Source organism: Camelimonas sp. ID_303_24, assembly GCF_053543495.1.
Genome location: NZ_JBLLJM010000005.1, coordinates 158,897 through 173,685 on the forward strand (window position 1 = coordinate 158,897; position 14,789 = coordinate 173,685).

Consider the following 14,789-nt stretch of genomic DNA (forward strand, 5'->3'; position numbering starts at 1 on the left):
GCAATCCTGCGCATCGCCAGGCAAAGATTCCACTTTTCCGCCGCGCGCCAGCCAGCCGGCGCACGCAACCGCAAGATCCGCAGCTGCCGGCATGGGAGAATTATGCCGTGAAATAGTGAATCATCTCTTGCCCAGGCGCTTCAACCGGGTCTCTTCAATCGGGCTGCTTCAATCGACTTCGCCGCGCGGTCCCATCGCGGCCATGGCATGGTCGCGCGCATCCAGCGCCGTCAGGAAGGCGGCGTAACTCCAGGTGAGGTCATGGGCCGAGCGCGGCGCGCCCGTGTCGCGGTCGGCCTGCTCGGCCATGGCGCCATCGGCGGGCGTCACCGCCCGCACCGCCGCCAGCCCCATGTCGCCAGCCCGCAACAGCAAGCGCGCGGCGGCGCAGGGTTCCTGCTGCGCCGCGTCGCCAAACCACAGCGCCGGCACAATCTGTTCCGCCGTCGTCCGGCCAGTCGCGACGACGGCGGCCAGCCGGAAGCGCAGCTCCGCCGCCGCCAGGGTAATCAGCGGCCAGGCTCCGCCGTCAAAATAGACATCGGCCGGATTGCGGCCGAGATGCGGGGCGCAGGCAGGGCCGAGGCGCCGGTTGAGCGGAAACGCGGCGGCGTAATGCGCCTCAAGCCGCAGCAGGGTTCCATGAACGAACGGATCACTGACGCTGAATGGCCCATCCTCCAGGCCCGCGTGAATCACGCCCAGGATCACCGATGCGTCGAGCAGCTTGCCCACCAACGTCGGCGGGCCGCCAGGCGCCGCCAGGCGGCTGATGATCCAGCCGCCATCCTCATCGCGGCGCAGGGCGCCCAACCGGGGCCACACCTGCCCGGCAGCCGCCTCCCACAGGCGAGCGCGGCGCTGCTCCCCGCCAGGGCCGGGGCGCGCCTCGCCCCACGCCGCACCGGCGCGCAGGGCTGCGTATTGCGCCAGCATGGTGTGGCAGTGGAAGCCCTCCTCCTCCTCCCACAGATCGACGCAGGGGCGGTCGACGTTGCGGGCCACGCAGTCGAGATCGTCGGCGATCAGTTCCGCCCATTCCCTGGACTGGTTGCGCCCGGCGCCGCGCAACAGACCCAGGGCGCGCAGGGCGACCCCGTCGTACTGGGGCCGCGACCAGCGGGTGATGTCGAGGGTCCCGTCCGGATTGAAGCGTACATCGCCGCGCACGGCGTCGCCGCGAATGCCGAGCAATTCATCGGGCTCGCGGAGGTACTGGCGGAACTCCGGCGCAACGCCCCGCTCCAGCGGCGCCTCGGCCAGCCGCGCCGCGCCGTCCAGCTCGGAAAGGCGCAGGCTGAAGCCCACATATTGCTCCAGCTCCCATGCGGCCAGCTGGCTGAAACGCGGCGTCGCCTGCAACAGCCGCACCGCCTCCATGGCCACGGCGCCGTCCCGCAGCCAGTGAAAGAAATAATCCGGCTCCGGATCCCAGTTGCCGTCGGCCGGCGACGCCAGCACTGAGCCGGGCGCCGGCGTGATGGCCTGGCCAAAATCGGGACGCTGTTTGGCGAGATGGGTGGCTGAAATGGCGCCGAACAGACGTTCCGCCGCGTTTTGCCGCTGATGTTCGAGCCAGTCAGTGAGGAGTTCGGTCGCCTGCCCGCCCATGCCTGGCTCCATCATTGGCCGCTCAGAACCCGCCGCAGGCAGCGCGCCGGATCCGCCTCCGGCTCCGCCGACGCCGCGACGATGATCTCCAGAAAGGTCACGACCTCCGGCGCCGGGGCCAGCCCTTCCCGCGTCAGCCAGTCCAGACTGACCCCGAATGAAACCCGCCGCGCCTCGCCAGAGCGCAAGGCGACGCGGGTGAAATCGCGCAGCAGCAGCAATGGCCGCGTCCGGCCCGGAACCCGCACCCGGGCGAACAGGAACACCGTCTCGATAGCCTCCAGGTCCGCGCCCGCCGGCCAGCCCCCGGATTCACGCCGCACTTCAAGGCTGATGGCCAGCGGCGACGTCCGGCTGGCGGGATCGGCGGCGCTGACCTGAAGGTCGCTCCAGGCAAATGTCGCATAGCCAAGGCCATGGCCGAAGGGGAATTGCGGCGCGAACGGCAGATCAGCATAGCCGTTGGAATAGCGGTTGCCCGCCTCATGCGGCCGGCCCGTGGCGCGGCGGGCGTAGAACACGGGGATCTGGCCGACAGCGCGCGGCCACGTCACCGGCAACCGGCCGGAGGGGCTGGCCGCGCCGCTGAGAACGTCGGCAACGGCGTGTCCCGCTTCGCTGCCCGGCCCCCAGATCACCAGAACGGCGCAATCCGCCGCGAACAGCCAGGGCGCGACCAGCGGCCGGCCACAGGACAGCAACACGATCACCCGCGCGCCGGTGGCCAGCACCGCCTCGAGCAATGCCTGCTGGCCATCCGGCAGAACCGGATTGGCCCGCGCCGCCGCCTCACCGCTCATCGCCGCAGTTTCGCCAAGGCACAAAATGGCCAGGCCAGCGGCCCGGGCTGCGGCGGCGGCCTCCGCCGGATCATCGCCGCAGACGCGGATCTCAGCCTGGGGCCAGGCCGCCCGCACGCCGTCGGCGATGCTGACGATGGCGCTGACATCGCCGGTTTCGGCCCAGGCGCCGCGCATGTCGGCGGCCGATGTGGCCAGCGCGCCAATCACCGCGATACGCTCCAACTGGCGCGGCAATGGCAACGCGCCCTGCGGATCGCGCAGCAGGGTCAGGGCCTCCCGCGCCGCCCGCCGCGCCGTGGCGCGCCGCGAGGCAAGCTGCGCCGGCGTCGCGGGCGGGCAAAACCGATAGGGGTTGTCGAACAGTCCCAGCGCCTGCTTCAGCCGCAGCACCCGCAGCGCCGCCGCGTCGATATCGGCCAGCGCCACCTGCCCGCGCGCCGCCGCTTCGGCGAGGTGGCGATGGTAAAGCCCGGAGACCATGTCCACGTCATTGCCGGCGTTGAAGGCCAGCGTCGCCGCCTCCAGGCCGTTTTCCGCCGAGCCATGGGCAATCAGCTCGGCCACGGCGTTATAATCCGTGACGGTGACGCCGCCGAACCCCCAGGCCTTGCGCAGCAGGTCCACCAGCAAGGCGCGGTTGGCGGTCATGGGCGCCCCGGCAATGTCAAGGAACGCCGGCATCAGCGCCGCCACGCCGGCATCGACGGCGGCGCGGAACGGCGGCAGATAGTCCGTCGTCATGGCGTAGTCCGACACATCGGCGGAATCATATTCGCGCCCGCCGACGCCGGCGCCATAGGCGGCGAAATGCTTGATCGTGGCGGCGAGACGCGCTTCATCACGCAGATCGTCGCCCTGAAAACCGGCGATTTTCGCCCGCGCCATGCGGGCGTTGACCAGCGGGTCCTCGCCGCCGCCCTCGCAGATGCGGCCCCAGCGCGGATCGCGCGATACATCAGCCATGGGCGCGAAGGTCAGCGCCACGCCCGCCTCCGCCGCCTCGCGGGCGGCGGCCTCCGCGGTGTCGCGCCAGACATGGTCGCTGAAGCTCGCCGCCTCGCCCAGCGGAATGGGAAACACCGTGCGGAAGCCGTGCACCACGTCGAGGCAGAACAGCAGCGGCAGGCCAAGCCGGGTCTGCTCCACGGCGATGCGCTGCAGGCCCGCCGCTTCCTCCCCCCAGACGTTCAGCACCGAACCGATCCGCGCCTGGTCCAGATCACGCAGACCATCCGGCGGCCCTGAGGGGCCGGTGATCACCGCATCGGCGCTGACCATGTGCAACTGGCCGATTTTCTCGTCCAGGGTCATGCGGGCCAGAATGTCCTGCGGCGTGAGACCGGCCAATGGGCTGGCGGGGCGGTGCGGCATGGCGGCTCCCGTATCGGGCGGCCCCCGCTAACGGGGCTCCATTACAAGTGGACGCCGACAGCATGCCCGCCCCCCGTTGGCCAGGCAATGGCGGGGCGACGCAACCGGATGGCGCGCCGGCAGTTGTACAGAACAAGGCGGCCGTCCGGCTTCCGCCATAATGGGCGGGTTAACGGACGCAGGGTATCCTGTGGGCGAATCAGCCGCCTTGAGGCAGGTTATTTGGGGCAGATTGGCTTTGGGTGATAATGGGCGGCGCCCCCGCCCAAAGCGCGGCAACCGGCTCCCTGCTGTCAAAATCCGGGCGCGTTTCCGCCCTGTCAGGAACCGCGCCCCGGTTTCTGACAAACCGAGCATGCCCTGGCGGCGTGGGAGCAATGGATGGCGAAGGCCAGCGAGAAAGTCGCCACCCCGGAAGCCCCGCACGCTGGAGCGGAAGCGGGACGGCCTGAAGACAGCACGCGCGTTCTCATCGCGGATGTGATGCTGCTCCTGCGCTCGGCGCTGGTGTCGCCCGAGCGCAAGCAGCTTGGCCTGCTCATCCTTGGCGTCGTCGTCGTGGTCAGCGGCGTCGCCTACATGCAGATCCGGCTCAACGCCTGGAACGAGCCGTTCTACGACGCGCTCTCAGCGCGCAATTTCACCGCGTTCCTCAGCCAGCTGACCCAGTTCGCCGTCATCGCCGGCATCCTGCTGTGCCTCGTGGTGGCGCAGACCTGGCTTCAGGAAATGCTGAAGCTGGTGCTGCGCAAGCAGGCGACGCGCGATCTGCTGGACCAGTGGCTGACGCCCGGGCGGGCCTACCGCATCAGCAGGGCCGGCGATATCGGCGTCAACCCGGACCAGCGCATGGCCGAGGACGTGCGCCACCTCACCGAGCTGTCGGCCCAGCTCGCCATTGGCCTGTTCCAGTCCACCCTGCTGCTGCTCAGCTTCGTCGGCGTGTTGTGGATGCTGTCGCGCTCGGTCGTGTTCACCTGGGACGGGCAGGAATTCTTCATCCCGGGATACATGGTCTGGGCGGCGCTGTTCTATTCCGGCGCGGCCTCGTGGCTGAGCTGGATCTTCGGCCGCAAGCTCATCGTCTACAATAGCGAGCGCTACGCCCGCGAAGCCGACCTGCGCGTCGCCATGGTGCGCACCAACCAGCACGTCGACGCCATGACCCTGGAGGGCGGCGAGGCGCACGAACGCAACACGCTGGAGCAGCCGCTCAACAACGTGCTGGCCGCCATGCGCAATCTGGTGTCGGCGCTGACGCGGCTCACCTGGATCACCTCGGGTTACGGCTGGTTCGCGCTGGTCGCGCCGATCATCGTCGCCGCGCCGGCCTATTTCAGCGGCAAGCTCAGTTTCGGCGCCCTGATGATGGCGGTGGGCGCCTTCAACCAGGTGCAGCAGGCGCTGCGCTGGTTCGTCGACAATTTCGCCGTCATCGCTGACTGGCAGGCCACGCTGATCCGCGTCGTCTCCTTCCGCCAGGCGCTGATCGAACTGGACCACCCGCCGGCGGACAGCCGCCCGCGCATTCATCGCAAAACCGGCGCCGCGGAGGAGCTGTCGCTGCGTCAGGTGGAGTTGCACTGCAACAATCACATTGCCAGCATGAGCGAGGACGTGACGGTTCACCCCGGCGAGCGGCTGCTGATCACCGGCGAGACCGGCGTCGGCAAAAGCACCATGTTCCGGGCGATTGCCGGCCTCTGGACGCGCGGCGCCGGCGACATCGTCACGCCGCCGCGGGAGGAGATCGTTTTCCTGCCCCGCTCGCCGTTCCTGCCGGTCGGTTCGTTGCGCGAATCCATTCTTTACGCCTGCAGCGGCAAGGTGAACGACGGCGACATCATCACGGCGCTGGATCGGGTTGGCCTCGGCAAGCTGCAGAACCAGCTCGACAGGACTGGCACGTGGGATCGCGAACTGCCCCTCGATGAGCAGCAGCGCGTCGCGCTGGTCCGCGCGGTTCTGCAGCACCCGCGCTGGATCATCATGGATGAAGCATTGCATCAGCTGGACCCGGAGTCGCGCAAGACGATCCTCGACATGTTCAGGGAGGAGCTGTCGGACGTGGGGCTGATCTACACGGGGCCGGAAGTCGAGAACCCGGACATGTTCACCAGGGTTGTGCGGCTGGAGTGGCGGGACCGTGACGCGCCAGCCTGCGCCGCCCACGATCCCGGCAAGGCCGGGCACGCCTGACCTGGCCGTTTGCCCATGTTGAGGCCAGAGCCTTTTCGCGGATTACCCACGCGAAATCAAAGGCATGCAACAATCAGAACGCCACGGGGCCGCGCCCTGGAAAACGTTTTTCGCAGAACCGACAGGAAAAGGCAGGAGAGCGCGTAAATGGCCAATGGGCTTTTCCAAATGGCGCCGGTGCGGCGCGGTCTGAGCGACAGCGACCTGCTCGACGAAACGCAGCGCAACACCTTCCGCTATTTCTGGGATTTCGCCCATCCGGTCAGCGGCCTCGCCTATGAGCGCACCGACTTCTACCACAGCCGCCCCGACACGGCGGCCGTGGGCGGCAGCGGCTTCGGCCTGATGGCGATCCTGGTGGGCGTCGAACGTGGTTTCGTCACCCGGGCCGAGGCGGCGGAGCGGGTGCTGAAAATCGTCCGCTTCCTCATCAACGCCCCCACCTACCACGGCGCCTTCGCCCACTGGATCAACGGCGCCACCGGCGCCACCATTCCGTTCAGCCGCAAGGACGACGGCGCCGACACGGTCGAGACCTCCTATCTGATGATGGGCCTGCTGTGCGTGCGCCAGTACTTCCACCGCGACGATGCGGTGGAGGCGGAAATCCGCCAGTGGGCCGACATCCTGTGGGGCGAGACCGAATGGAGCTGGTTCACCCAGAACAACCAGGCCGTGCTGTTCTGGCACTGGAGCCCCAATCAGGGCTGGGTGCTGGATCATGAAATCCGCGGCTGGAACGAGTGCCTGATCACCTACATCCTCGCCGCCTCGGCCCCGCGTTATCCGGCGCCCCCGCGCGTCTATCACCGGGGTTACGCCGAGGCGCGGGTGTTCGACAACCGCCGGACCTACGAGGGGCTGGAACTGCCGCTGGGGCCGGACTGGGGCGGGCCGCTGTTCTTCGCCCATTACACCTTCATGGGCCTCGACCCCCGCGGCCTCTCCGATCAATACGCCGATTACTGGACGCAGAACGTCCGCCACACCCAGATCAACCGGGCTTATTGCATGCGCAATCCGCTCGGCTTCGCCGGCTACGGCCCCAATTGCTGGGGCCTGACCGCCACGGAAACCGACGCCGGCTACCGGGCGCTGTCGCCAACCGAGGACATGGGCGTCATCTCCCCCACCGCCGCCATCAGCTCCATGCCCTACACGCCGGACGAGTCGCTGGCGGCGCTGCGCTGTTTCTACGAGGAGAAGGGCGACCGCATCTGGACCGACCTCGGCTTCGTCTCCTCGTTCAGCGACGCCCGGGGCTGGGCTTCGTCGACCCACATCGCCATCGACCAGGGGCCGATCATCTGCATGATCGAGAACTACCGCAGCGGGTTGTTGTGGGAGTTGTTCATGAGCTGCCCGGAAATCAAAAACGGCCTCGCGTTGCTCGGCTTCACCCGCAAGCCGCTGGCGTGAAGCCCAGGCGCCTGGGCTGACGGGGCAGTCCGCGAAGCAGCGGGGCGGTGGTTTTGCGTGGAGGCCCGCGACGATCAGCCAGAGCCGGACAATCGGGGGAGCCTGGCGTTTCCTCCGTCCCCCAACAGAAGCCCCCCAAAAAAGCAGCCTCTTCCCCTGTCACCCCACCACCGGCCCCCACCCTTCGGGATCGCGCTCCAGGGTGGCGACCAGCGCTGGCGGGGCGACGGCGCGGCCGCGCCAGGCGCCGAAATCCCGGCGCAGCCCCAGCAGATCGCGCACCACCAGATTGGTGAACAGGCCAGGCCCGCTGGAGTAGACCCGCCATCCGCCATCGGCGGCGACGGCTCCCGCCCGCACCCGACCCCATTCCGCATCGGCCTCGGCCCTGTTGTCGAAGGCGGCGTCGCTGCTGCTGAAATAGGCGTTGCGCTGGCGTGGGCTGGCGTTGCTGACAACCGCGCCCACATCCACCGGATTGACCAGCGCCAGCGCCGCCAGCAGCGCCTCCTGCAGGGCGGCCCGGCTCTGGTCGTCGCGCGCCTGCTCCAGCCGGGCGGCCAGCGCCTGGGCGTATTGCAGATGGCTGTGGGTGTACATCAGGCCGATCTCGCGGCCGAAGTAAGCGGCGGATTCCGCCCGGCGGAAAATGGTCTCGACGCCGCCATGATACGGCAGCGGCCGGTCCATCAGGCGCACGCCGTCCGGATCGGCCAGATGATCGCGGATGATATCGAGATGCCGCGCCGCCTGCTCCGGCGTGAACAGGCCGCCGGCGATGGCCCGCACCATGGGCAGCATGGAATAGCGCACGCCGGTGCGGTTGTCCGAAGGGTGCAGCAGCAGTTCCGGCAAGGCATTGTCGTCCCCTTCCGGAAACAGTCCGTAACCGGCGATGACGCCGTCGCGGATCAGCAAGGCGTTGACTTCCGCCTGCATCGCCGCCGCATCGGCGCGCAGCGGCGCCGCCCGGTCGGCCTGGCCAATGCGCTCCAGAATGGCGGCATAACGGTTCAGTTGCTGGAACAGCAGCGCCACCGTCCAGGCGCTGACCATGCGCTCCTTCAGGCTGGCGTCCGCCGGCTGCAGCGAGTCGTTCCAGTCGCCCTCGCCCAGCCGGATCAGGTGCGTGCCCGGCAGATACTGCTGCGCCACTGTTTGCAGCAGCACGTCGATGTGCGCCGTCAGGCTGTCCGTGCGTTCCGACGCGGTGGCGTCGTCGTAATTGCGCCACGGGACCTGCGCGTCGAGGCAGGCGACATCGCCGGTGGCCTCGATGTAATCGCAGACCATCTTCAGCGGCCAGATGATGACGTCGCCGTGGCTGGAGCGATCGCGGATGAATGAATAGGGCGGCAGCATGAACCATTGCGACCAGTCGCCCCGGCCGGCGTACTGCTCGGCGAACACCGCCAGCATGATCCGCCGCGCCGCCGCGTCATGGCCCAGGGCCAGCAGCATTTCAATCGGCCCCTGGCAAACGTCGCGCGTGCCCCAGGCGCCGCCGGTATACTGCTCCAGCCCATGGGGAGCGGAGACGTGAATGATGGCGTTCTGCACCAGCCAGGGCAGCGCCAGGGAAAGCCCTTCCGCCCGGCCGCCGCCGGCGACGCCGAGACCACGGGTCAGCCGGCTCCAGTAAGCCCGCACCGCCTGGGCCTCGGCCAAAGCGTCCCAGCCGGCCGCCTCGTCCGCCAGCTTCAGGGCGGCGGCCGCATCGCTGAGGCTGCCAGTGATGGCGAAGGCGAAGCTGTTGGTGGGCTCAGTCTCGATGACCAGCCATGGCTCCGCCGCCGCGCCCGCCGCCGGGACAGCCTCGCCATCGGCGAACAACAGTCCGGAGCCGCCGATGCGGCGAACCAGCTCCGGCTGTTCGGCCTGCCAGACATAGACGCTTTCCGGGTAATGCTGGCCCCACAGGGAGGCGGGGTCCGGCCGCAGCATGGCCCGACCGGCCGGCGCATCGACCACAACGGCGGCGCTCTGGCCAAGCTCGCGTTCGCCCATGACGCAGTGCCCGGCGATGAGCAGGCGGGCGGGAGGACCGTCGATCTTCACCCGCCAGCGCAGCGCCGGCTCCTGCACGCTGGCGAAAGCCTGCACAACGATGCGGCCAGATGCGCGCCCCTCCTTGCCTGCCGCCTCCATCGCATAGATCCAGCGGCAATCATTGGGGCCATTCTCGAACAGCGACGGCGTGGTCAGCAGCCGCCAGCCTTCGCCCTGGTCGACCAGAATGCGCAGACCGCTGCCGCGCGTGATGTTGAACGGATCGCGCGAGACGGAAAACAGTTTGTGGAACGAGGTATTGCCAAGTGTCAGCTGGGCGCCGAACACCCCGTGCATCCAGCAGGTGGCGCAGAAAATGTCGTCCGCCGGCAGCACGCCGGTCCCGCTGCGGATCAGCGCCCCATGCCGGCGCTGCATGGCCAGCTCCTTGTCGCGCAGCGCCACATGGCGATTGTGCGCGCCCTCGGCAACGAAGAACGAGGCGATGGCGCCGTCGATGACTTCCTCGGACAGCCGCTGCGGATAGAGGGCGTCGATGGCGGTGACGTCGAGCCGGCCGCCGGTCAGCGCCGGCGCCGCCTGCAGAACCGAGCGGCGCACGGGTACCGGCTCCAGGGAAGTGGCCGCATCGGCGTCAGGCGCCAGTTTGCTCAGGGCGGCGTTGACGACGGCCAGATCATCCGGCCCGGAGGCCTGCGGATGATCCGCCTGGAACAGCCCGAAGAACCCCACGCTTTGCGTCGCCCCCGGCGCAAGGCCGAGACGCCCGGATTGCAGGCCAATGCAGGCGACCTCCCGCTGCAACCGGCGCGACGGCAGGTCGTCCCCGGCCAGCGCGCCGGCTCCCCGGAAGCCTGGCCCGAAAATATCGGCGGCGTCGGTGGCGAAACCGGCGATGCGCTGCAGGCCGCCATGGGCGACCCACGGCCGGCGGCCGCCCTGGTCCAGCGCCTGGCGGCTGAAAGCCACCGGGCCGCGCGCCGCGTCGTCGATCACCGTGTGGTCGATATATTGCGACGCATAGGCCTCGTTGTTCATGAGGAAGCCCCGGTCGCCGAGCCCCAGATCCTGGATCAGGATCACGTCGACCTCCTGCGCCGCATCCGCCGCGTTGCGCAGGTCGATGCGCCAGGTCCACAGGGCGTCGGCATGCAGCTTCAGCGTCACGCGCCAGGCCAGGGCGGCGCTGTTGACGCCGCCGCCAGCCTGCCCCTCCCAGACGGCGCAGTCGCCGTCCGCCGCGAAGGTCCCGTCGAAGCCCGGCCCCAGCAGGTCCACCGGCGCCCCACCGCCGGCCCGCAGCACGATCCGGCCCATGCCCCAGGCAACGCCCGAGCCGGCGATCTGGTTAATCATGATGCGGCCCTGCGGCGCCTCGTGCACCAGGTCATAGAGCGCGCCATTGGGCAGCAGGGCGGCGCCCAGCTGCCCCGCCGCGATGCGTCGCAACCCCAGATCTGCTTCGGCCGGCAGGCGCCAGCCCAGGGGAGAGGCATTTCCGGACGCCGGGGGCGGCGTATCTCCGGCTCCGGCCGCGGTGCGATCGGTCATGGGGTTCTCCTCTTGTCGTCGTCATGCGCGCCGGGAGCGGAGCCCGGTCACGCCGCGCCCCGTCCCCTGCGGCGTTTTCCGGCCAGGCGGCCCGCCTGGCCAGAAACGCATCAAATCCAAACCATGGAGCAACCCGCCGCTTCGGCGTGGCGGGTCGTGCTCCGGCGCGGCCGCGCCTTCAGGCGCCCGCCCCCTGCTCCAGCGGCAGCGTGGCGATCATGACGGATGGGTCGTCCCGGTCGGCGCGGATCGAGAAACCGAGCTTGCGGCAGACGCCCAGCATCGCCTGGTTGTCGCGCAGCACCTGGCCTTCGACGATGCGGATGCCGTCCGCCCGCGCCCATTCGATGATCAGCCGCATCAGTTCCATGCCCAGCCCCGTGCCCTTGAGCCCGGAACTGACCATGATGGCGTATTCGCCCTTCTCGTGATTGGAATCGGCGTGCAGGCGCACCACCCCGACCATCCGCCCCGTCGCCGCCTCAATGGCCACGAAGGCGATGGCGCGGGCGTAGTCCACCTGCACCAGCCGGGCGACGAAGGCGTGGTTGAAATCGCGCACCGGCGCGAAGAAGCGCAGGCGCAGATCGTCCTCGGAGGCCTGGCTCATGAAGTCGATGAACATCTGCTCGTCTTCAGGCCGCACCGGGCGCACGAAGTAGGTCCGACCGCCGCGGCCGGTGATGGCGCGCTCCCACGACCGGGGATAAGGCCGCACGGAAAGGCGCGGATGCCCGGAGCCGTGGCGCTCGCCCGCCGGGGCCGGGGCCACCCGCACCCGGGCGTTGAGCGCCGCCACGCCCTGACTGTCGGAGAGCAGCGGATTGATTTCCAGCTCACGCACCTCCGGCAGGTCCACGGCGATCTGGGACAGCTTCACCAGGGTGAGGCGAATGGCGTGCTCATCCGCCGGCTCGGTGTCACGATAGCCCTTGAGACGCAGGGAGACGCGGGTGCGGGCGACCATCACCTCAGCCAACTTCAGATCAAGCGGCGGCAGCGCCAACGAGATGTCGTTGATGACCGACACGGCTGATCCGCCGCGCCCGAACACCATGACCGGGCCAAACTGCGGATCATCGGTGATGCCAACGATCAGGGCGCGCGAGTCGCGCTCATCGACCATCGGCTGCACGACAAAGCCGCTGAGCTGGCGCCCCCTGGTGATCTCCAGCAACTCGTCAACCGCCGCCTGCACGGCGGCCTCGCTGCGCAGGTCCAGGCGCACGCCGCCAATCCGGGTGCGGTGCGGCACCTCGGGCGAGACGATCTTCACCACCACCTGGTCGCCCTGGGCCAGCAGCGGCCGGGCGGCGGCCACGACATCCGCCGGGTTGGCCACGAAGGTCGCCGGCACGACCGGGATCTCATAGGCGCGCAACAGTTGCTGGGTCTCGACCGGGTTCAGCCAGGCGCGGCCAGAGGCGATGGCGTCGGCGATGATGGCCCGGGCTGTCGCAACGTCCGGCGCGAAATCGTGCGGCAGCGCGTCAGGCGTTTCCATCAGCAGATCAAGCGCCGCCCGGTAGCGCACCAGGTGCATGTAGCCCGCCAGCGCCTCGGCCTCGGTCGTGAAGTGTGGAATGCCGGCTTCATCGAAGATCCGGCCCGCCTCGGGGTCGGACGACACCCACACCGCCAGCACCGGCTTGTGCAGGGCCCGCCCCTTGCGGTGCGTCTTCACCGCCTCCACCAGGGCGCGGGCGCCCTCGTTGGAATCGGCCAGCGCGCTGGGAATGTTGATGACGAGCAGGGCGTCGGCCGTCTTGTCGAGCAGCAGCGTCCGCGCCAGCACGTCGAGCGATTCAGGATCGGTGTAGCCGGTGGTGTCCACGGGGTTGCTGACCGGCGCCCGCTCCGGCATCAGCGTGTCCAGCCTGGCGCGGGTTTCCGGCGTCAGTTCCGCCAGTTCGCCGTGCAAATCAAGCAGCCGGTCCACCGCCACAGCGCCGACGCCCCGGTCGTTGACCATGATGGCGAGGCGGCGGCCATGGAACGGCCGCTGGCGGCCGAGCGTTTCCGCCGCCGAGAACATCTCGTCAAGGTCGAACACCCGCAGGAGGCCGGCGCGACGGAAGGCTGCGTCATAAACGGCGTCGCGCGTCGCCAGGGCGGCGACGCTGGTCATGTCAGTGGTGGCCGGCCGCTTTTCATGACGTCCGGGGCGCAACACCACCACCGGCTTGGCCCGCGCCGCCGCCCGGGCGGCGGACATGAACTTGGGCGCGGCGGCGATGTCCTCCACATAGACGAGGATGGCGCGGGTGCGGTCGTCCACGGCGAAATAGTCCAGGCAGTCGGCCACATCGACGTCCGCCTGCTCGCCAATGGAAATCACGCCGGAAAAGCCGATCTGGTGCTGGCGCCCCCACTCCACCAGGCCATTGGCGATGGCGCCGGACTGGGAGATCAGCGCCATGTCGCCGGCCCCGGGCATGCGGGCGCCGAGCGAGGCGTTGAGCCGGGCGCGCGGTGAAATGACCCCGACGCCGCCAGGGCCGATCAGCCGCAAACCATGCTTGCGCGCTTCCGCCCGCACGGCGGCGAGAATTTCCGGCGCGCTGACGCCATGGGATGGCGGCACCAGGATGGCCGCCGAGCAGCCGATGCGCCCGGCCGCCGCGACGTTCTCGACAATGGTGAGCGACGGAGAAACGATCACCACCAGATCCGGCGGCGTCTCGCGCAATTCCTCAAGGTTCGCGGCAAAGGTCACGCCCGGCAGGTCGATGCGGCTGTCGGCGGAGGCGAAGGCCGGATTGATTGCGTAAACCTTGCCCTCAAAGCCCCCGGCCAGCAGATTGTTGAGCAACACCCGGCCCAGTGACCCCGCCCTGCGGCTGACGCCGACCACGCCCACGGAGGCGGGCCGGAACAATCTGTCGAGACGGTATGTGCTCACGCCATGCTCTCCAATTCTGCCTGAAACAGCCAGTTCGCCAACGATTCGCCTCCAGTGTTCCGTGACACGGATGCGCTGACAATAGACCGGGCCGGCGCGCCGGCGCATTTCTGTCCACAGGGCGAAAACGCCTTCGCGAAACCCGGCGCGCAGCTCCCTGCGGCGGGGGCGGAGATGTGCTCATGGATCGGGGCGCGCATATGGCGAAAACTGGCGGGCGGGCCTGACGTTCCGGTGGTGTGCATAACCTCCGCCAGACATCGCCCCGCGCCGGAGCCTGCCGCGTCTGGGTCCAGCTCCCGTCACGCCCGGACGGCGCGAGGCGCGCGCCGCAAGGCAAGGCGCCGCAGGATTTTGCGCCCTGGAGGAAGCGGGGGCGCGGCGGCCTGGCTTTATGGCGCGAAGCCCGCCCGCTTCAGGCGCACGATGGCCAGATCCAGCGCCGACAGGAACGCGGAGCGGTCGCGCGCCGAGAACGGCCGTGGGCCGCCGGTGATCGCGCCAGCCTCGCGCAGGTCCTGCATCAGATTGCGCATGGCCAGCGCCATGCCGACGGAATTTTCTGTGAACCCCCGGCCATCGGGCGCCAGGGCCACGGCGCCGGCGGCGACGCAGCGGCTGGCCAGCGGCACGTCGGCGGTCACCACCACCGCTCCGGGGCCGGCATGATCGGCGATCCAGTCGTCGGCCGCGTCGAAACCGTCGCCGACCCGGACGAACGCCACCTGCTGGTCGCGCGGCGTGCGGATGAAACTGTTGGCGACCACGAAGCACGGCGCGCCATGGCGGGCTGCGACCCGGTAAATCTCGTCCTTGACCGGGCAGGCGTCGGCATCGACCAATATGCGCAGGCGGCGATCTGCGCCAGGATCAACTGCAACATTCGCTTCAGCCATTGTTCACCGCTATCTCCGCCAGGTGGC

Annotated in this window: 7 protein-coding genes; 2 read left to right on the plus strand and 5 right to left on the minus strand. The window is 69.2% G+C overall.

The window, feature by feature from the left end; genetic code table 11:
* Nucleotides 1–168 precede the first annotated feature (168 nt).
* Both ACERNI_RS06420 and ACERNI_RS06425 read right to left on the minus strand, forming a co-directional pair.
* The gene (locus ACERNI_RS06420; protein ID WP_448832451.1) at nucleotides 169–1,626 is read right to left on the minus strand and encodes a glycoside hydrolase family 15 protein; all 1,458 of its coding nucleotides are present in this window, start codon (nucleotides 1,624–1,626) and stop codon (nucleotides 169–171) included.
* Nucleotides 1,623–3,785, minus strand: a complete 2,163-nt coding sequence (locus ACERNI_RS06425; RefSeq protein ID WP_448832452.1) for a glycoside hydrolase family 3 N-terminal domain-containing protein — start codon at nucleotides 3,783–3,785, stop codon at nucleotides 1,623–1,625. Before ACERNI_RS06425 ends, ACERNI_RS06420 begins: the two co-directional genes overlap by 4 nt.
* Nucleotides 3,786–4,166: 381 nt before the next feature.
* On the opposite strand from ACERNI_RS06425, the gene ACERNI_RS06430 reads away from it, so the two are divergent.
* Nucleotides 4,167–5,984, plus strand: a complete 1,818-nt coding sequence (locus ACERNI_RS06430; protein ID WP_448832453.1) for an ABC transporter ATP-binding protein/permease — start codon at nucleotides 4,167–4,169, stop codon at nucleotides 5,982–5,984.
* Between the two features lie 147 nt (nucleotides 5,985–6,131).
* Complete coding sequence (locus ACERNI_RS06435) at nucleotides 6,132–7,403, plus strand: glucoamylase family protein (RefSeq protein ID WP_448832454.1); 1,272 nt, start codon at nucleotides 6,132–6,134, stop codon at nucleotides 7,401–7,403.
* A 159-nt stretch (nucleotides 7,404–7,562) separates the two neighbouring features.
* On the opposite strand, the gene ACERNI_RS06440 is transcribed toward ACERNI_RS06435, so the two are convergent.
* The 3 genes from ACERNI_RS06440 to ACERNI_RS06450 all read right to left on the minus strand — a co-directional run bounded on the left by ACERNI_RS06440 (nucleotide 7,563) and on the right by ACERNI_RS06450 (nucleotide 14,762).
* Nucleotides 7,563–10,964 (minus strand): GH36-type glycosyl hydrolase domain-containing protein, encoded by a 3,402-nt coding sequence (locus tag ACERNI_RS06440; RefSeq protein ID WP_448832455.1) that lies wholly within the window; start codon nucleotides 10,962–10,964, stop codon nucleotides 7,563–7,565.
* A 178-nt stretch (nucleotides 10,965–11,142) separates the two neighbouring features.
* Complete coding sequence (locus ACERNI_RS06445) at nucleotides 11,143–13,866, minus strand: bifunctional acetate--CoA ligase family protein/GNAT family N-acetyltransferase (protein ID WP_448832456.1); 2,724 nt, start codon at nucleotides 13,864–13,866, stop codon at nucleotides 11,143–11,145.
* A 392-nt stretch (nucleotides 13,867–14,258) separates the two neighbouring features.
* The gene (locus ACERNI_RS06450) at nucleotides 14,259–14,762 is read right to left on the minus strand and encodes a YaiI/YqxD family protein (protein ID WP_448832457.1); all 504 of its coding nucleotides are present in this window, start codon (nucleotides 14,760–14,762) and stop codon (nucleotides 14,259–14,261) included.
* Between the last annotated feature and the right edge of the window lie 27 nt (nucleotides 14,763–14,789).